Genomic DNA, 16,590 nt, shown 5'->3' with positions numbered 1-16,590 from the left:
AAGCATTCCATAATGTTCTCACTTTATTAGCTGCGTAATTTCTCTGAATTTTTTATTTCCTCTCATAAGAAATATCTAAAAACAAAAACAAAAATGATTTTCATTTTCATTTTGGTGTAAATTTTATACATTAGGTAGTTTTTTATGAGTCAAACTTGGATAATATCAGGGCCTCCAGGATGCGGTAAGACAAGTTGGATACTAAATACTTTTAAGAATCACTCTGGAAATTGTGGTTATGTACGTCTTGGCGGATATTCAGAAATTAATTTAGAGCAAGCAATAAATTCAAAAATTGATTTTGCTTTTTTGAAAGATCAAATTCCTAATTTATTAGATTTGTCAAGTTCAAAATTGCCCTTAGAGGTAGAGAAAGAGAATATTTTGATTATTATTGAATTTCCTCAATTTTTCATACCTAAATTTCAGGGTATTAGTGGTATTGATTTGAGAGTTATAAAAGAGCTTGAAATATATAATCTTCAACCAAATAAATATTTGCATTTTGGCAGAGATCTAGAATTACCAATAAAGGATACTTTAGATTTTAAAGCAATTGAATCATGTAGTATTGACCTCAAAAAAAATATTTGGGATCCTGCAAGTTTAAATACTTTTTGGTTCGAATTAGTAAACGGTGCTTATGGAGACGTATATAGAGCAAAAGCATTAATGAACTTACCAGATGGTCGTTATATCTTGTTTAACTGGATATTGACTCAGAAAGGTTCTCAATATCAAACCTTAAATCAAGTTGCTCCTCTTAATGGAAGACCAGAAAGACACTCTGAAATTGTCATACAGGGGAAAAACTTAAACTTCCAATTAATAAAATCAACTATCAATAATTGCCTTCTTAGTGATGCTGTTCTAGAGCATCATCAAGCCACACTTAGAAATTCACAATTACAAACTTCTCGAAATTAATTAAAAATGAATCAAGCTGTTATTTCATGTTTACATGCAAATCTACCTGCAGTAGAAGCCGTATTAAAAGATATTGAATTACAAGGGATTACGAATATTACCTGCCTTGGAGATTTAGTAGGTTATGGTCCTCAACCTAATGAGGTTATTGAGTTAATCAAAGAGAAAAAAATTGCCACTTGTCAGGGTTGTTGGGACGAAGATGTAGTTGATGGATTAGATGCCTGCGATTGTAGTTACCCTTCTCAGATCGCTGAAAGGAGAGGTCATTTCGCTCATCAATGGACTACGGAAAAATTAACAAAAGAAAATAAGGATTTTTTAGCTAATTTACCCTACTCAATTCGTAAAGATAAATGTCTTTTTGTTCATGGTAGTCCTAATAGTCAACATGAATATCTGCTGCCCGATATGGATGCATTCGCAGCTCTTGAGAGAGTTGAAAATGCCAAAGCCGAGATTCTATTTTGTGGACATACTCATCAACCTTATATACGTGAACTAGCAAATGGTTCAATTGCCGTAAAGGTCAAAAACAGTGGTTCGAAAGATATTCAAAAGAAAGAAATGAATTTGCCGATGCGAAGAATAGTAAATGCAGGTTCAGTGGGAGAGCCACGGCATGGAGGAACTAAAGCTACTTATGTGGTTTATAACGACATCACTAATGACGTAAAAATTAGAGAAGTTGAATATGATATCGAACTTACCTGCAAAGCAATAATAAATGCTGGTCTTCCTCCGATTTTTGCATGGCGTTTAAAAAACGGATTTGAATTTGCCGAACGAGCTGAAGATGCTTCTCATGTTTGTGAAAGATGATAGAACGCTGGGCACTTATAAGTGGGTTAAAAGGGGATCTAGATACTTATGAACTTATTCAAAAAGATTTAAAAAAAACTCCTGGGAACATAACCCTCTTTGTTTTGGGGGATATGATAGGCCCTGAAAAAAACTGTAATAAACTTCTACACAGATTAATTAATCCAAAAAGTAATGATTTACAACCATGGTGCATATATGGTTGGTGGGAAGAACAAATCCTCTTAGAAAGTGGTTACCGTGGCAATCAAAGAGCTGAAGCTTTGAGAATAAATAAAGGTGAAGAAGTGGTCAAATCTCTAATAAATGCTGTTGATAAATCATTTCTTGATTGGATAGCAGCACTTCAATTTGGATTTGTTGAACTTGATTGTGGTTTAATTCACGGGAGCTCAAAAGATGTTGGCGACGATTTAACATTAGATACCCCGCCATTAACACTCCTGGATAGACTTACACGTCTTCAAGTAAACAGATTATTTACTGCGAGAAGTACACAACAATTTCATTTGGAATTAACAGAGGGGATTCTTAATTCGGAAGTACACGATTTAACCGGAAATCATAAGAAGGAGCAGAAGGTTCCTCAAAAAGCTGTCATTGGTGTTGGAGCAGGCAAAAATTATACTCTCTATGATGTAGGGACTGATAATACTCAATTCGTAAGGGCTGGATATCAATCAGAAAAGAAAAAAAATGGATTTGGATTACATTTTTAAACACTAGGTCGCAAGCGGGCGATCCTCGGGCGATCAAATGCTTAACTTTGCAACACTTTGCTGCATATAAGACAATTCTTGAGACTCATTTTGATAACAAATATTTCAAACTAAAGTCATAGCCTCACTTCGTTCTCATGGGTACTGTCGCATTTTGCTGATCGAGTGCTTTGGGAGCACTAGGTCGCAGGTTCGAATCCTGTCGCCCCGATCAGTCATAGCAGTAAGTCTCAGCTAATAATATATTTAACCTAAAAAGTAGAGTGCCCAAAAAGTGCCCAAAAGTTATTTTCTCCTGAATAATTGGCATAACTTTAGAAGTTTGGTATTTAGTTCTGCCCGACTTGGCGTAACTTTCAAGGGGTTTTCTGTCGCCCCTTTTTTTAGTCTAATCCTTGAATATGTTTGTTATGGAAAGTATCCCAAAAACCTTCCTTATTAGTTATTAGTTTATCTGGATCAACGTATTGGATCTTATCTCTGCAATTATCAATTAAACCAAATTCACTTCCGTATCTTTCACCACGTCCAATCCACTTTTTTACTGCTGTTTTATAAGAATATCTACCGTCAAGATATCTATAGCAGATATCATCTTTTGTAGGGAAAAACCACCAAATCCCTGTTAATCCAATAATTATTCCAAGAATAACTTTCATAATGATTTTTTAATGGCATATATGGCTGCAATTGGAAATGGAAATCTCAATAAATTAAAAACTAATGTATTTATACCAAGTTCAGGAGTAAGACCTTTTTTATCTAATTCTTCTTTAAGCATTGCTCTAGCACCATCACTTCCCATTATTGTTACATAAGCCCAGAAAGCTAATAAAACTATTACCCACCATGAAAAAAAACGTAAATTGAAAAGAATAATTCCAACATAAATATAGTTTGAAAGAGGAATTATAAAAGGTATTCCTGAAATAAAACCCAAAGGGAGAAAAAAGCGTTTCATTTAAAACATTGTTTTGGTTTTTTTTACTTTTTTACAATCTCCAAAATAAGAAAACCCATCATATAACCACTCCATAAATATCTTTCCATTTGTTCTATTAAGTTCCCATTTTAATATTGTTTTTTCATTATGCTCTTGAGAAAATAATATTTTTTGAGAAAAAAATGAAGACTTATGAATTATCTCTCCATTTGTTCCAGGATACGTACGTGTACTTCCTGTTTTTTTAAATAGTGTAGTTACCTTACCTTGTTCTTCTTGTAATGTGAGTTCAACAATATATGGTTCTCTCCCATTTTGTTCTGGGAAATAACATTCTAAATAGACCAATTTTGCATTAACAGCAGTAGGAAAAGAAAGTAGAGCAAGTAGTGGGAGTAGTAAGCGTTTCAAAAATCTAATAACTTTTTCTTTTTAGCTTGAAATTCTTCTTCAGTTATGATGCCTTGATCTTTTAAGTCAGCATATTTTTTTAGTTCATCTGCATTAGATTTTCTATTAAATACATCAGTATTAAATTGTTTTAAGGTACTTTTTTTAAATAAATTTAGAAATGTTTTCTTTGTCTTGTTTCTAAGCTTTTTTCTACAAGCTATATAAATAATTGGGATATATATAAATAACAAAAGAGGATAATAGATTGCAGAAACAATGAAAATACCAAGGATATCTTTAACAATTACAACCCCTACAGGAAAAAAAATTATAGAAACAACAACAATTAAAACGTATGATACTTTTTCGAATTTAGTCCAAGGTTTTTGCTCAGGTTTTTTAGATGCCATGTCTTAATTCTTCCATAAAAAAAAGAGGGTTTTATCCCTCCATGTTAGATCGACTGTCAATTAAAACCCATCAGCGGCCAGGGGCAAAGCAAAAACAGTAAAAATTGTAAATATAAATGTTTTTTTCATTTATTTACTATGGCTTTGTCGTTGGCATACATATAAAGCCTTTAAACATTTTATTAGCTCTCTTATTTATACTAGTTTCAATTTCAAATCCAGTTTCAATTTCAAATCCTCTTGCTTTGGAAGTTTCTTTATACAAAAAACTACGAGCTGGTTCAATTAAATTAATTTTCTGTTCTTCGTTAATATATCCATATTGTTGAGCCATGCAAGCGGTTAATACTGACCCTTGGTAAATACCATGTAAGAATAAATTTCTTTGTAAAATTTCAATCTCTGATTCTTTTAATTCATTTATCCATTTTTCAGCAACAACAGGCATTGGGAGAAAAAATAAAAAGGCCGAAATTAAAAGATATTTTTTCACAAAAAAGGAGCTAATTGCCCCTTATTGTAGATCGACTGTCAAATTAAATCTCACGCAAAACTCACGCAAATTAAGGTTTAATAGGCCGAATTCGACCATACTTATTTTTCTAAAAGTCCTGTTAGCACAATAAGTCTTAGTTATAGCTTAAACGATCCTAGTTCTTTGGGAGCACTAGGTCGCAGGTTCGAATCCTGTCGCCCCGACTCAATCAAAACCAAGTCATACTAGAGAGTTACCCAGACTTGCTTTTTTATTGGAAATATTTGTCCACGCCCAAAGTGGACAGATAGTGAACAGATGCGTAGTTTTTCGCAGTATTTCTTAGTTCTTCATGCTTCTTTAATTAAAATTGACATGTAATTTATAATTCAAAATATTCAGTTTTTTATTTGTGAAAAAATTTACTGTTGCACTTTTATCATTTTTTGCTTTACCTACTGCAATTCAGGCAAATATTGATCCTAAAGTTGCTGAAATATGTATTAAAGCAACTGACTTTGAGGGTTGCGTGAAAACTATGTCTGGTCAAACCAATAAAAATAGTTCACGGGTAAGTTCTAAATATGATGAGGCTTTAATTTTCTTTGAAGCAGGTGACACATCTTCTGCAATGAAAAAGATTAATTCATTTATTAAAGATAATAATTCATCCAAAGAGGCTTATTTAGCTAGAGGAATCATTTATAGCTACGACTTGATGGAGAATGAAAAGGCAATGGAAGATTTCAATAAAGCTATCGAAATAGATGATCAGTATGCCATGGCTTATGCTCTTAGAGCAGATCACTTGTACTGGGAATTAGGGAACGCCTCACAAGCAAAAAAAGATATTGAGAAAGCTTATAAATTATCTCCACAAGATACCTATGTGAATCTCGCGAGAGGGAATATACTTCTTGATTATGCTTACGTATTATTAGATAAAAATAAAAATGATTTAGCTATTAGCAATGCTAAAAGTTCAATAACAAGTTTTGAACAAGTAATTTCAGATAAAAACCCTGAAAAGAATTTAATAATAAAAAGATTATTCCCATTAGGTGTTACATATGAAGCACACTCCTATCTAGGCGATGCTAATTTTGACATTTTATATACTTCTTACAAAAAAAATGGTGACCGAATTGCTGCTAAGCAATATTTAAAAGATTCGATAAATCATTACACAAATGCAATCGCTATCGCTCCAAGCCAAGAAGAATCTGAAAAATACGAAATCGAAAGGGATTTTGATATGATCACACTTGCGGAACTTCATTTGTATAGAGGTAATGCCTACAGTTGGATAACAAAGGATTGGAAAAAAGCATGTAAAGATTGGAAAGTTTCCAGAAAGTTAGGAAACAAACAAGCCGGTGTAAATGCAAGACAATGGAGATGCTAGATAAATTTTTCGAAGTGGACAGATAGTGGACAAATTTGATTAACAGTAGATCTAAACTCGACCCTACTTTTTTTAGATAAAGTACCTATATTTTGTTATTCATTTAGAGGTTATTATTTTTAGCAAATAACAGGATTAAAAAAATGATAAAACTTGCAATCATTTTCTTACCAATTGTCTTTGCACTTATATGGGCTTTGTTTATTGGGTTAAGAATAAATAGAGTAGAGACTAGAGATGGGAAAAAAAAATTAATTAATTATTAATTGATTGATAGTTGATTTAAAATAAGAGGAATAAGCTCCTTATTTTATGTCTTGTTCAGTTACCTCCGTGTTTACTTTTAAAATTGAAAGCACTTTCGATGAATGGGCTGCAATATTTGATAGTGCAGAAGCAGATAAAAGGCATTCAGAATTTGATATTAAGCCGCTTTTCAGAGGAGTAAGCAAGGATGATCCTCAAAGAATAATTGTTATTCATCAAGCTCCAGATGGGAATGTTCAAAAGTTTGTGGAAGCAAATGGTGACTGGATGGCAACTCATAGAGTTGACTTATCAACAATGAAGGAATCCTCTTGGACCGCTTCATTAACAAAGGAAGATTGTTGTGATTAACAAATGAAAAGACTTCAATTCCCATTTATTATTAAAGTAAAGAGTGCTAGGGCTTCTACTTCTCAAGAAAGTGGACAAATAGTGGACATATGCTTCTTTTTTTGACAAGACAAACTACGCAGAACTAAGCAAAAAATTTGCTATAGCTTAAAAACCTAATGCTGCACTAGAGCTGTTAAGTGCTTTGGGAGCACAATGTCTCAGGTTCGAATCCTGTCGCCCCGACTCTTAAAAAACAATTCATACTAGCGAGTTACCCAGACTCGTTTTTTTATTGAAAAATCTAACGACTGCAAGAGCCGTAAAAATACCGTTAAAACAATTTTTTTTAAAACTATTTTTAAAAATGGTGGAAATCATATAACAATCAAATTATTATTTATCAACGATGTCTTTTTTTAATGCGTTTTAAAAACTCAATAATCTCGATAATTTCTTTTGGGAGCTTCTTTGGTCTATCCACCTTCTCCCCTTTATCAGAAAGTGCATTTGCAGTGAAAATTAACTGTGAATCTCCAGTTCATAGAGGTAAACATAAAAATTGTGTTGATAAAGATGGGCGACCCAAGAGAAAAGAACTAATTGATCCTGATACGGGCCTTTCTGTTGTTGAAATGGAAAGTGACATATTATGGAACAGAATCCCAAGAAGAAACAGAGTTCCTTATGGTCAGATAGTCAAAGCTACATCTGGTTTTGATGGGACTACTGAGTATGTTGTTTATGACAGGAATTATAAATTTAGTTATCCATATGAATCCACCGTTTTTACGAAGTGGTCATCAGATTATGTAAGAGGCATTTGGACTTTAAAAGCAGGCTGTGGTCTTATAGCTTGCACTGCAGGTTATGAAACAGATGGTGGGGATTTACCTTCCCCTTTGGAAGTTAAATTTGCTGGGAAAACTTATTCTCTCTATGGCGATGATGGCAAATTTATGCTTCCTAATAGATTTGTGAATGATATCAAAAATGCAAAAACCTATGATGGTTTATCAATAAGAGTAAGACGTACTGTTGTTCCTATAGGGGAAAAAACTGTTGAAAAACTATCTCTTCTTTATAAAAAATCAATTAAAAAATGGGATTTACCAAAGATTGCCATAAACATAAAAAACATAAAAAAGAATCCCTCAATTAAAGAAATCGCAGGAAGCTCACTTCCTAGTGTGGTTACTGTAAGAGCTGGAAGTGGGCAAGGAACTGGTTTTTTTATTTCTGACGAAGGTACTATACTTACCAATAGGCATGTTGTTAGTGGAGCATCCAATAAAGAAATTCTTATTGATACTGTTTCAGGGAGACAATATAAAGGAAAAGTATCTTATATAAGTAGAGAAGATGATTTTGCAATCATTGATGTTAAGGGCACTGATCTTCCAAAAGCCTTGCCTATCTGCTATTCAAATTATCCAATGGCAGGAGAAGATGTGGTTGCATTAGGCTCTCCTCTTGGTTTGTCAAACACAGTTACCAGGGGGATTGTTAGCGCCTTGAGAAGATCAGGAAGTGACTTTGATTCAATTGTTATGAGTGGCTCTTCATTAATTCAAACTGATGCTGCAATAAATCCCGGTAATAGCGGAGGGCCTCTTTTAAACGAGAATGGAGAAGTTATTGGAGTAAATACATTTGGTAAAACCTCCAGCGAAGGTTTAAATTTTGCTGTTTCAATAGTTGATATAATGCAACAACTTAAAGTGAGAAGACCTGGTGGGTTAGACGCCTTAGAAATGAATTTAAACAGTTGCGGTAACAAGTTCAAATAACAAATTAAAAACCCTCAATATGCCGTCAATCATCACTTAGTTTGTCATGTCAAATTAAGCAATACCCCGCAACTATTTAGTCATAGCTTGTAGACATAGTCCCCTGCTAGGGTTGTTAAGTGCTTTGGGAGCCTAGGTCGCAGGTTGGAATCCTGTCGCCACGACTCTAATAATCCAATTCACAGACAGGTTTCCCAGCCTGTCTTTTTTACTACTTAAATTTTGTCCTCAATGGATACGTACAAATTGCGGACAAAAGATGCTTAATTGAAAGGGAAAGTATTCTTAGTGGGAGAGATAAAAAGCACTTCAAAAACAATTCCAGTCAAAGCAATAGGCAATACCCAAATAGCGATAAACCTATGATCAAAAAATCTTAAATGGTCTTCTCCTTTAAAAACACCTTTTAAAGAGGTGTACAAAGTTTCTGGTCTTTTATAAGAAGGGCCATTATTAATTGGTGAATATGGTTTTATAAATGCAGAGGAAGCTACCAATTTTGCAATTTTTCCAATTAAATAAATAGGTAATACCCAAAGGGCTACATATCTTACACCTAACCACTGTCTCGCATTAGGGAGAGCATAATCTTTAATAGATTTATTCTCTGGCATGCCAAATTCCAAATTCTTGTAGATATTTTCTAATGAAGATACTTTTTGTGATTTATTGATCATTTGTTGTTAAGAAAAAATTAACCTTAAAAGAAAAATATTCCTAACTACTAAAATAACTAAAACGTAGTTAAGAATATTTTCGTTGGCTAGGTTCATAAAGACGGAATCTATACCGTTGCAGATTCGCCAAATATCTACATATTCTTTATAAATAAAAAACTCTTTTTTAAAAAGTAAATAATATACATAATCATGAATAAAATTTAATGACTGGATATAAATAGAAAATCAAATTAAATATTCCTGACTTTTAAAATTATTTAAACCTCATTTTCTAAGATTGCGAAAAAGAAAATGAGGTCAAAGGGAGGTTCTCATTACGAACCGCTTTATCAAAGCTAGCGGTTAGTAGATTGCCCTAAGATCTACTTATATAGTTATATAATGAGTCTTAAAATACAGAAAGATTAATTTTATACAAATATGTGTTTAATATTTTATGTAATTATTGCTTAGGAAAAGTTAATTAATGTACTTACTATAGTTATTGAAAGATAAAAAAATGCATAAAGAGAAACTGCAAAAAATAAATACTGTTCTATTGGAATCATGACAGGGTATTAATAAAAGGGTAAGAATAATTTGACTAATTTTTTGTTAAAAAGATATTCTCTAAAATATAACTTTGTTCTATTGATTCATTTTTAAGCGAAATATTTTTTGGCAAATTATTATTCGTAGAATTAAAAGCACCCCATTTTCTTAGCCAAAATAAGGTATAAAAAAATGCGATTAAAAATGGTGCTCCAACAATTAAAAATCTAATATCCATCAAAATTCCTTTTAATAAGTTTTAAACTGCATTGCCAATATTGCTCCAAGGAAAAAAACGGTTGGAATCCCTAGGGCATTAACTGCTACGGTTCTTACAGTAAATACTGGATAACCTTCTGCTGGTCTGCCACTATCAGGAATTAATGCTGAATCTTCCCATACTTGATAATTTTTAAAAGGAGCTACTCCCCTCTTTGGTAATCCTAGTGGCGTTAATCTAAATACATCCCACCTACCTAACCAAAAGACTGTAAATATCCATGAGAATATTATTGGTGCAATAACAAGTAAAATCCTGAAATCCATTTCTAAAAAGTAATAATAAATTTGATTATTATTTTGTCTTTTTTAGTTAAATAAATGATTTGATCATTAACTTATATTTAAAGAAAAAAGCTTAATAACATTGTCTCTAATCATTAGTAACATCATGAAATGATTAATTGATTTATTTAAAGTATATTTTTTTGGGTCGCGATATTTAGATATTTTATTTGATGTAGATTTTAATAAATTAAAAAAAATATGGAAACTTTTAGATTCTTACTTTTTGGTTTTGCAGGAGTTACTTTAGTTTTTTGGGTGGCAATAATAGCTTTATGGCATACATACATGTTTCCAAGATTCTTCAATGAAGATAAAGGTTTAAATTCTGTTATCAATCAAGAAATAACAGTTTCTAAAGATCCAATTTTAGGCGGTATGGTTAACAGCAATAATTTCAGAAATAGAGATAAATATTCAATTAAAAGTTTTGTTATTGCAGACTTTTCATCTGAAAGCAATAACTTAAAACTAAACAAACTTTATACAACAGTAATGATAGGAGTAACTTTTGCAAGTTTTATTTTTCTCACTTATGGATTAAGCAGTTCAATAACAACAATAAATTAAATGGAATCTATATATGTGATTGTTTTTATTATTTGCTTTGTTTATTTAATTTTTGACTCATTCAAAAATATAAATATCAAATAGATTGCTAATTTTTTTTGCCAGCTAATAAAATTTTTCTTCTTATATAAAAAAATAATAGTGTAGTAATTATCATTACAGGTGGATGAAATGATATTGAATTTAGATATTCGAAGTAATCAAATGATTCCAAAATTTTTGTTCGTAATTCCCAAAAACTATATTCCATATCTCAAATTTTTATTGATTTAAATAGATCAATATCTTGTATAAAATGCTATTCAAATTTTTTCTTAACTAATATTTTGCGGACAAATATTGCTTTAATTGTTATGACAAACTTCACAGAACCAAGCAAAAAGTCAGATATAGCTCGAAAACCTATTACTGTACTAGCCCTTTGCGGCGTTTTGGGAGCACTAGGTCGTTGGTTTAGGTCCTGTTGCCCCGACTGGCTTTTCAGGAATTATCTAATTTGACTTAGGGAAAAATCTTAGAAAATGACATCCTTTTTAGGGGTTTTCAAATCATTTTTCCTTATATTTTATAGAATTTTATTAAATTTTTTAGGATATAAGCCTACCTTATATACATAGATAGAGTTAGTTGCTAGCCTCATTGAGCAATAGCTAATAAGTTTTGAAGGAATTTTTAATAGATCTTTGGCAGAATCATCACGACCCATATCACGCAGCTTATGGCGTAGGTGGACTAATAGTTTTGTTGGTAATTTATAATCGCTTACTCAATAAATATCAGTAGTAACAAGAAACCCTTCCAGAAATTCCAACTACTGAAAGGGTTATTAAATCGACTCGCAACTATATAGAATCAATTTATGTCTTGCAGCAAATGTAGATTTTGCTGACGAGGTTTGGCCTCAATTAATTTATAGCAATTATTTTTAAACTCCCGCTATTTTTTGTTCCGCAAGTCGTTTTTTTAGTATTGAATAATTTTGTGAAGCCCATCTTCGAGGAATGTCTAATTGAGCATCTAACAACTTTCGAAGTGACTTGATTATTTCAAATACTTCTACGAAGCCTAGATAAATTATTACCAGCACCTTAATTATGTTTACTACAACAGCCACTAACTTTTCAATTCTTTGATCTTGCATTTGAACTTATTGAAGCCTACTAAAATTATCAGTTGTAAGAAATTATGCAAATGTTTTTTCCAAATTAAAAATAACTTCTAAAAATACTGGTTTTCTTCTTAGCTACAGCCCCATTATATAAACCAACTTTTAAAACCTTATGGAGTACTAAGTCAAATTTAGGGATAATTTTGGGGAAAATCAATTTATTATTAGAAAATTTCATAAGGTTTTAGAAGAAAAAGGCTTATAACTGAAGCTATAGCTTCAAATTATAGATATAGATTCTAGAGTCTTCTGAACTAGTGATTTGGGAGCGCTAGGTTGCAGGTTTGAATCTTGCCGCCCCGACTCTTACAAACCATTCATACTAGAGAGTTTCCCAGACTCGCTTTTTTATTGGAAATCATGATGGAATAGTTTTCCTTAAAAATCCGTCAATCATCTTAACAACTCAGATTTTGACAGGTCCTTTCGTGACTGTAGTCAGTAATGGAAAAAGGGCACTTCCTCAACTTGTCTTGGAGCATAATCACAAATACCAAATTGCATACATTCCATTTGATCATCAGATAGCTTTCTTTCAACTGAGAAAATATCAAGCCAGTTTTCAACTACTTTTTGAAGTTTATGTTTGATAGGATTTCCGCAAGTCATAATTAACCTCCTTTGATCTAGTTATTATCTAGTATCAGTCAGATATGAAAATCAAGAGTGCTAATACTTAAAAAATAAGAGGGCATTTTTTTGCCCTCTTCGAGTCTTATGCACCTCACTGTCCGCAAAGTCGATGAAGAGCTTTTGACCCCTGTATTATTTCTACTCCTACTGAATGGGAAAAGATAGTCGTAACAACCACAAAGCACTAATACTCGGGTATTAATACCCTATGAATTTCAAGTCAAAAGGAGGACAATATAGGTATAGATCTAGGAGGTTTTATGAAACTATTCAATCAATTCAATATTTTTCCAAGATACTTAACTGCATTTAATTATGCAGGTTTAAATCTTAATGAAACTCCAAAAGAGCTTGAAAAATGTACTCCTGAGTTTCAAAACTTTTGGGAAAAAGAATGTAGAGAACATCCAACAAATCAAAATTGTTTAATTTACTGTGACTGAGTTTTTAATTTTTAGTCTTTTTTAAATAAGGAGGTTTTATGAAACTTACAACCCCTTTCACTATTCTCAATCGAAAATTTAACAAGATGGATTTAATTATAGATGCAATGAAAAGAAGAAAATTAGTAACTGAAAGATTGCATAATGATTATAGGAAAATGTATAAAACTCACCATTTTGCTTATTAACCTTTAACGGAATATCTTCAGGGGCTATGGCTTAATCAACAAATTACGGTTATTGGATTAGGTACAGCAACATTAGGATTGTTAGGAATTTATTTAAAATTAAACGATATATATATCAATAGTTTTTTTTTCAAAAAATGTGCGAATAGGTACTTTACCTAAAATTTGACACTATTTAGAAGAAATTGCTAGATAAACTTTAGATTTGAGGATTAACAATGAAAAAAGAAATTTATACAAATATGAAAGAATCAGATGCTTTAGAAAGCTTCTTTGAATGTATAACCTCTTGCAGTATCAATAGTGAAGGAGTCGACTGCTCAACAGCTTGCTATATGAAACATTTAGAACCAAAAAATATTGATTACCCTTTAAATTTTTCATAATCAAAAACAGCTACTTTTTTATCTAACAAAATAAATAATTCCACCAATAAAAGTGCTCCCCACAAGGAGCAAGACTATAAGTATAGCAATTAATTTGGGCAAGCTTCCAATCATTTTTTAGAGGTCATTTTAATTTCGAAGGTTAAATAAGCAAAACCACCAAGTAATAACAAACTAACAACTCCATAAGTAATTGCCATGCCATAGATATGAGTCATTAAAAGTAACTCCTAAATAATGAAGTCTTCTTCCAACCTTCTTTCAATAATTCTTCATATTCTTTTCTTGCAGCTTCAATAGTTTCTACTCTGCTACCTTTCATAACTGGTTTGCTACTTCTATTATAAACACAGCCATAACTAATCATCATTGCATCGATACTTGGAGAAGGCTTGGAAATATCTTCAAATGGTGCAAAGACTTTTATCCTTGATCTGTCTTTATTTATTAAAGTGAACTTCTCCATAAATTAATAATAGAAAAAAAGTTTGCACCCAAAAAGTACACGAAAAAGTTTTTTATAAATTTGAAAAGTTTTTATTTTACAGAGTAATTCAAGTTCTCAGAAAATCAATCAGAATCTAACTTAAACTAACATAGTTATTAAATTTACAATATTTAGATTTGTTTATTAGAAAAAGTATTGACTATAAAAAAGAAGGTATTGGTGGTTGGTATTTTTATCAACATACTGATTTGTTTGATGAACCATACTATTTTGATACTTATAAACATACAGATGGACGTCTTTCAAACTTGTATCCAGATGATCAAGCTGATGATCCTGAATTAGAAAAATTAATTAAGCAAAACAAAAAAATTATAAATTCAGAACACAAAAAGGCAAAATATGTAAGAATTTTTTCAAGATTTATATTCTTACCTCATTGGTTTTTTATTTTAATTTCAGGATTTAATAATGAATCTATGCCAGATGGCTTATTCTTACTTTCATTAGTCGGATATTCAATTACTTTTATCTCTTTTTACGGTTTATTTAATAATTTAAAAGGTCTTAATTTAAAATCTTTAAATGAAATTGTTATCTTTCTAACAATTTCATTTGTTGGATTTTTGATTATTTCTGTAGGGGAATATAGAAGCATTGACTTATATGGGGTAAAAATAAACTTATATTTAATTGCTTTAATCTTGGGAAATTTAAGAGGATTTTTATACTCGATCGAAAAAGAACTAACCTCTATTCATTATTAATTTCAATTTGAAAATAATGGACAAATAATTAAGACTGAATAAATAATAACAATATGAATTGTGTCTAAAAGAGTCCTTAGAAAAATTATTTGGCATTTCTTTCATGTAAATTATTTTTTTATGTTAGAAAAAAGTCTTACATCACTTGCATTAGTATCCATAGCTTCAATAGCGCCAAAGAATGCTGAAGAAAGAGAACTTATTTTGTTGGTTCAGTTCCTCTCAAATAGTCGAAATAATAAATAGCTTTTTAACCTATTTAGCCTTTTTATTTTTTAAGATATATTAAGTTAATAATTCGATTACATGAGTAAATTTAAAGATAATTTTTCAAGCGAAAGCTTTTATCCTGATAGTAATTATTATCTCGATCAGGACAATACTAGTCGAGTAAACCCAATTTCAGATGATCAAATATCCAATACGGGGGGAGATTTTGAATGGCCAAATACCTATTGGTTTATTGCGGAAAGAACAAATGGGAGGCTTGCAATGATAGGTTTCATGGCTGTCATTATCAACTACACCTTATTTGGATGGATAGCATATCCAATCCTTTAAATGAGTAATCCTGATTTTTAACAAAAATGGGATAGATAAGTATGGAACTCATTGGCTTCAATATGCTGCCTTTGTTGTAACTGCATTTGCTTTTTATTTTGGCTAGGCATTTTTCAATGATGCCAACTTCAACCATTTCATTTTAAAAATATTCAAGTTCTTTAACTGCAATGTAAATAACCCCTTAATTTATTCTAAAAATTTTCCTGACTTTCTTTTTTTTGCCAAAATCTGTCTTTACCGAAGGCGGTAAAAAGCGACGAACTTAATTTATTAACTGGGTTTGAGAAAATTATTGATTAGTCAGATATTTTTGAAGAATTTTCAAGTAATTCATTCAATTCTGAGAGTTCTTTTTTGGTGAATTCTCGATATTTTCCTATTGGGATGTCTAACTTAATATTCATAATTCTTACACGCTTTAATGATTTAACTCTGTAACCTAAGGTCTCACACATTCTTCTAATCTGACGGTTAAGTCCTTGAGTAAGAACGATTTTAAATGTTTTGGGCCCTAGTTGTTCTACCAAACAATTTTTAGTTATGGTATCTAATATTTCGATCCCATTACTCATGCTTTTAATAAAACTTTTATTAATTGGACGATTAACGCTTACCACGTATTCTTTTTCATGATTATTTCTTGCTCTGAGTATTTTATTTACGATATCTCCATCGTCAGTTAAGAAAATTAATCCCTCGCTCAGCTTATCCAATCTTCCAATGGGAAAGATTCTTTTAGGGTATTTAATAAAATCAATGATATTTTCAGATTCTACTCTTCGATCTGTGGTGCAAACAATTCCAACTGGTTTATTAAAGATTAAATATTTGTTTTTTTTTCTTTCTGATTTTGCTATTTTTTTACCTTCAACTTCTACATAATCACCTGCATCCACCTTGGCACCAATTTCAGAAACTTTCCCATTAATGGTTACTTTGCCCTCTTCAATTAATCTATCTGCGCCCCTTCTAGAACAGTAACCGACTTCACTTAAATATTTATTTATTCTTGTAGCCATTTCCTCAAAGTTACCTTCTATTTATTTTAAAAAAGAATCAATAATTTGCAGTTAAATGGAAATACAGATATCAAGTATAAAAAACAAATTTGTTTGATATAAATTTTTAATACTAATTCTTAAAAAATTTAGAGATGCAATGATTCTT

Annotated in this window: 24 protein-coding genes; 12 read left to right on the top strand and 12 right to left on the bottom strand. The window is 31.3% G+C overall.

What is annotated here, in order from left to right; translation table 11 throughout:
* Positions 1–144: 144 nt before the first annotated feature.
* Genes JJ847_05575 through JJ847_05565 form a run of 3 tightly spaced genes read left to right on the top strand, consistent with a single transcriptional unit; the run spans position 145 to position 2,468 of the window.
* The gene (locus JJ847_05575) at positions 145–927 is read left to right on the top strand and encodes a GTP-binding protein (protein ID MBO6960354.1); all 783 of its coding nucleotides are present in this window, start codon (positions 145–147) and stop codon (positions 925–927) included.
* Between the two features lie 6 nt (positions 928–933).
* Complete coding sequence (locus tag JJ847_05570; GenBank protein ID MBO6960353.1) at positions 934–1,749, top strand: metallophosphoesterase family protein; 816 nt, start codon at positions 934–936, stop codon at positions 1,747–1,749.
* On the top strand, positions 1,746–2,468 hold the full coding sequence (locus tag JJ847_05565; protein MBO6960352.1) for a phosphoesterase: 723 nt from the start codon (positions 1,746–1,748) through the stop codon (positions 2,466–2,468). Before JJ847_05570 ends, JJ847_05565 begins: the two co-directional genes overlap by 4 nt.
* A gap of 383 nt (positions 2,469–2,851) precedes the next feature.
* On the opposite strand, the gene JJ847_05560 is transcribed toward JJ847_05565, so the two are convergent.
* The 5 genes from JJ847_05560 to JJ847_05540 form a co-directional block, all read right to left on the bottom strand.
* A complete protein-coding gene (locus JJ847_05560; protein MBO6960351.1) occupies positions 2,852–3,127 on the bottom strand; it encodes a hypothetical protein in 276 nt (91 codons plus the stop codon).
* The gene (locus JJ847_05555; GenBank protein ID MBO6960350.1) at positions 3,124–3,429 is read right to left on the bottom strand and encodes a hypothetical protein; all 306 of its coding nucleotides are present in this window, start codon (positions 3,427–3,429) and stop codon (positions 3,124–3,126) included. The genes JJ847_05560 and JJ847_05555 overlap by 4 nt, the downstream gene beginning before the upstream one ends.
* The gene (locus JJ847_05550; protein MBO6960349.1) at positions 3,430–3,822 is read right to left on the bottom strand and encodes a hypothetical protein; all 393 of its coding nucleotides are present in this window, start codon (positions 3,820–3,822) and stop codon (positions 3,430–3,432) included.
* Positions 3,819–4,214 carry an SHOCT domain-containing protein gene (locus JJ847_05545; protein ID MBO6960348.1) on the bottom strand — a complete coding sequence of 132 codons (396 nt, stop codon included), beginning with the start codon at positions 4,212–4,214 and terminating at the stop codon, positions 3,819–3,821. The genes JJ847_05550 and JJ847_05545 overlap by 4 nt, the downstream gene beginning before the upstream one ends.
* Before the next feature lie 136 nt (positions 4,215–4,350).
* Positions 4,351–4,707: a hypothetical protein gene (locus tag JJ847_05540; protein ID MBO6960347.1), complete on the bottom strand. Its 357-nt coding sequence runs from the start codon at positions 4,705–4,707 to the stop codon at positions 4,351–4,353.
* Between the two features lie 394 nt (positions 4,708–5,101).
* On the opposite strand from JJ847_05540, the gene JJ847_05535 reads away from it, so the two are divergent.
* The 3 genes from JJ847_05535 to JJ847_05525 all read left to right on the top strand — a co-directional run bounded on the left by JJ847_05535 (position 5,102) and on the right by JJ847_05525 (position 8,481).
* Entirely contained in the window at positions 5,102–6,094 is a 993-nt protein-coding gene (locus JJ847_05535) for a hypothetical protein (GenBank protein ID MBO6960346.1), read from the top strand.
* Between the two features lie 312 nt (positions 6,095–6,406).
* Complete coding sequence (locus tag JJ847_05530; GenBank protein ID MBO6960345.1) at positions 6,407–6,712, top strand: DUF3764 family protein; 306 nt, start codon at positions 6,407–6,409, stop codon at positions 6,710–6,712.
* A gap of 401 nt (positions 6,713–7,113) precedes the next feature.
* The gene (locus JJ847_05525; protein ID MBO6960344.1) at positions 7,114–8,481 is read left to right on the top strand and encodes a trypsin-like peptidase domain-containing protein; all 1,368 of its coding nucleotides are present in this window, start codon (positions 7,114–7,116) and stop codon (positions 8,479–8,481) included.
* 263 nt (positions 8,482–8,744) lie between these two features.
* On the opposite strand, the gene JJ847_05520 is transcribed toward JJ847_05525, so the two are convergent.
* The 3 genes from JJ847_05520 to JJ847_05510 all read right to left on the bottom strand — a co-directional run bounded on the left by JJ847_05520 (position 8,745) and on the right by JJ847_05510 (position 10,238).
* A complete protein-coding gene (locus JJ847_05520; protein ID MBO6960343.1) occupies positions 8,745–9,158 on the bottom strand; it encodes a hypothetical protein in 414 nt (137 codons plus the stop codon).
* A gap of 586 nt (positions 9,159–9,744) precedes the next feature.
* A complete protein-coding gene (locus JJ847_05515; GenBank protein MBO6960342.1) occupies positions 9,745–9,930 on the bottom strand; it encodes a hypothetical protein in 186 nt (61 codons plus the stop codon).
* A gap of 11 nt (positions 9,931–9,941) precedes the next feature.
* Positions 9,942–10,238: a cytochrome b559 subunit beta gene (locus tag JJ847_05510; protein MBO6960341.1), complete on the bottom strand. Its 297-nt coding sequence runs from the start codon at positions 10,236–10,238 to the stop codon at positions 9,942–9,944.
* A 219-nt stretch (positions 10,239–10,457) separates the two neighbouring features.
* Between JJ847_05510 and JJ847_05505 the strand changes: the two genes are divergently transcribed.
* Entirely contained in the window at positions 10,458–10,826 is a 369-nt protein-coding gene (locus JJ847_05505) for a hypothetical protein (protein MBO6960340.1), read from the top strand.
* Between the two features lie 925 nt (positions 10,827–11,751).
* Here JJ847_05505 and JJ847_05500 read toward each other — a convergent pair.
* Positions 11,752–11,967, bottom strand: a complete 216-nt coding sequence (locus JJ847_05500; protein MBO6960339.1) for a hypothetical protein — start codon at positions 11,965–11,967, stop codon at positions 11,752–11,754.
* Positions 11,968–12,432: 465 nt separating this feature from the next.
* Positions 12,433–12,603, bottom strand: a complete 171-nt coding sequence (locus tag JJ847_05495; GenBank protein ID MBO6960338.1) for a hypothetical protein — start codon at positions 12,601–12,603, stop codon at positions 12,433–12,435.
* Between the two features lie 284 nt (positions 12,604–12,887).
* Between JJ847_05495 and JJ847_05490 the strand changes: the two genes are divergently transcribed.
* Both JJ847_05490 and JJ847_05485 read left to right on the top strand, forming a co-directional pair.
* A complete protein-coding gene (locus JJ847_05490) occupies positions 12,888–13,070 on the top strand; it encodes a hypothetical protein (GenBank protein ID MBO6960337.1) in 183 nt (60 codons plus the stop codon).
* Between the two features lie 406 nt (positions 13,071–13,476).
* The gene (locus JJ847_05485; GenBank protein ID MBO6960336.1) at positions 13,477–13,644 is read left to right on the top strand and encodes a hypothetical protein; all 168 of its coding nucleotides are present in this window, start codon (positions 13,477–13,479) and stop codon (positions 13,642–13,644) included.
* 217 nt (positions 13,645–13,861) lie between these two features.
* Here JJ847_05485 and JJ847_05480 read toward each other — a convergent pair whose 3' ends face one another.
* Complete coding sequence (locus JJ847_05480; protein ID MBO6960335.1) at positions 13,862–14,110, bottom strand: DUF1651 domain-containing protein; 249 nt, start codon at positions 14,108–14,110, stop codon at positions 13,862–13,864.
* A 158-nt stretch (positions 14,111–14,268) separates the two neighbouring features.
* Here JJ847_05480 and JJ847_05475 point away from each other — a divergent pair, with 158 nt between their 5' ends.
* From JJ847_05475 to JJ847_05465, 3 genes are read left to right on the top strand one after another with little or no spacing between them, the layout of a single operon-like run.
* Positions 14,269–14,859: a hypothetical protein gene (locus tag JJ847_05475; protein MBO6960334.1), complete on the top strand. Its 591-nt coding sequence runs from the start codon at positions 14,269–14,271 to the stop codon at positions 14,857–14,859.
* Positions 14,860–14,919: 60 nt separating this feature from the next.
* A complete protein-coding gene (locus JJ847_05470) occupies positions 14,920–15,105 on the top strand; it encodes a hypothetical protein (protein ID MBO6960333.1) in 186 nt (61 codons plus the stop codon).
* Positions 15,106–15,165: 60 nt separating this feature from the next.
* Positions 15,166–15,420 (top strand): high light inducible protein, encoded by a 255-nt coding sequence (locus tag JJ847_05465; protein MBO6960332.1) that lies wholly within the window; start codon positions 15,166–15,168, stop codon positions 15,418–15,420.
* A 299-nt stretch (positions 15,421–15,719) separates the two neighbouring features.
* Here the strand turns inward: JJ847_05465 and rluF are convergent, their stop codons facing one another.
* On the bottom strand, positions 15,720–16,442 hold the full coding sequence (gene rluF, locus JJ847_05460; GenBank protein MBO6960331.1) for a 23S rRNA pseudouridine(2604) synthase RluF: 723 nt from the start codon (positions 16,440–16,442) through the stop codon (positions 15,720–15,722).
* Positions 16,443–16,590 lie beyond the last annotated feature (148 nt).

This window comes from Prochlorococcus marinus CUG1438 (genome assembly GCA_017644325.1).
In the GTDB taxonomy this organism is placed as follows: domain Bacteria; phylum Cyanobacteriota; class Cyanobacteriia; order PCC-6307; family Cyanobiaceae; genus Prochlorococcus_A; species Prochlorococcus_A marinus_AA.
The sequence above is the reverse complement of the archived record's forward strand: the minus strand, read 5'-3'. Positions and strand labels throughout refer to the sequence as shown.

What these genes read in the sequence shown, in the direction of transcription:
- JJ847_05485 (MBO6960336.1), top strand. Translation starts at nt 13,477, where the DNA reads ATGAAAAAAGAAATTTATACAAATATGAAAGAATCAGATGCTTTAGAA.
- JJ847_05565 (MBO6960352.1), top strand. Translation starts at nt 1,746, where the DNA reads ATGATAGAACGCTGGGCACTTATAAGTGGGTTAAAAGGGGATCTAGAT.
- JJ847_05555 (MBO6960350.1), bottom strand. Translation starts at nt 3,429, where the DNA reads ATGAAACGCTTTTTTCTCCCTTTGGGTTTTATTTCAGGAATACCTTTT.
- JJ847_05500 (MBO6960339.1), bottom strand. Translation starts at nt 11,967, where the DNA reads ATGCAAGATCAAAGAATTGAAAAGTTAGTGGCTGTTGTAGTAAACATA.
- JJ847_05530 (MBO6960345.1), top strand. Translation starts at nt 6,407, where the DNA reads ATGTCTTGTTCAGTTACCTCCGTGTTTACTTTTAAAATTGAAAGCACT.
- JJ847_05545 (MBO6960348.1), bottom strand. Translation starts at nt 4,214, where the DNA reads ATGGCATCTAAAAAACCTGAGCAAAAACCTTGGACTAAATTCGAAAAA.
- JJ847_05520 (MBO6960343.1), bottom strand. Translation starts at nt 9,158, where the DNA reads ATGATCAATAAATCACAAAAAGTATCTTCATTAGAAAATATCTACAAG.
- JJ847_05490 (MBO6960337.1), top strand. Translation starts at nt 12,888, where the DNA reads ATGAAACTATTCAATCAATTCAATATTTTTCCAAGATACTTAACTGCA.
- JJ847_05525 (MBO6960344.1), top strand. Translation starts at nt 7,114, where the DNA reads ATGCGTTTTAAAAACTCAATAATCTCGATAATTTCTTTTGGGAGCTTC.
- JJ847_05570 (MBO6960353.1), top strand. Translation starts at nt 934, where the DNA reads ATGAATCAAGCTGTTATTTCATGTTTACATGCAAATCTACCTGCAGTA.
- JJ847_05510 (MBO6960341.1), bottom strand. Translation starts at nt 10,238, where the DNA reads ATGGATTTCAGGATTTTACTTGTTATTGCACCAATAATATTCTCATGG.
- JJ847_05515 (MBO6960342.1), bottom strand. Translation starts at nt 9,930, where the DNA reads ATGGATATTAGATTTTTAATTGTTGGAGCACCATTTTTAATCGCATTT.
- JJ847_05465 (MBO6960332.1), top strand. Translation starts at nt 15,166, where the DNA reads ATGAGTAAATTTAAAGATAATTTTTCAAGCGAAAGCTTTTATCCTGAT.
- JJ847_05480 (MBO6960335.1), bottom strand. Translation starts at nt 14,110, where the DNA reads ATGGAGAAGTTCACTTTAATAAATAAAGACAGATCAAGGATAAAAGTC.
- JJ847_05495 (MBO6960338.1), bottom strand. Translation starts at nt 12,603, where the DNA reads ATGACTTGCGGAAATCCTATCAAACATAAACTTCAAAAAGTAGTTGAA.
- rluF (MBO6960331.1), bottom strand. Translation starts at nt 16,442, where the DNA reads ATGGCTACAAGAATAAATAAATATTTAAGTGAAGTCGGTTACTGTTCT.
- JJ847_05560 (MBO6960351.1), bottom strand. Translation starts at nt 3,127, where the DNA reads ATGAAAGTTATTCTTGGAATAATTATTGGATTAACAGGGATTTGGTGG.
- JJ847_05575 (MBO6960354.1), top strand. Translation starts at nt 145, where the DNA reads ATGAGTCAAACTTGGATAATATCAGGGCCTCCAGGATGCGGTAAGACA.
- JJ847_05505 (MBO6960340.1), top strand. Translation starts at nt 10,458, where the DNA reads ATGGAAACTTTTAGATTCTTACTTTTTGGTTTTGCAGGAGTTACTTTA.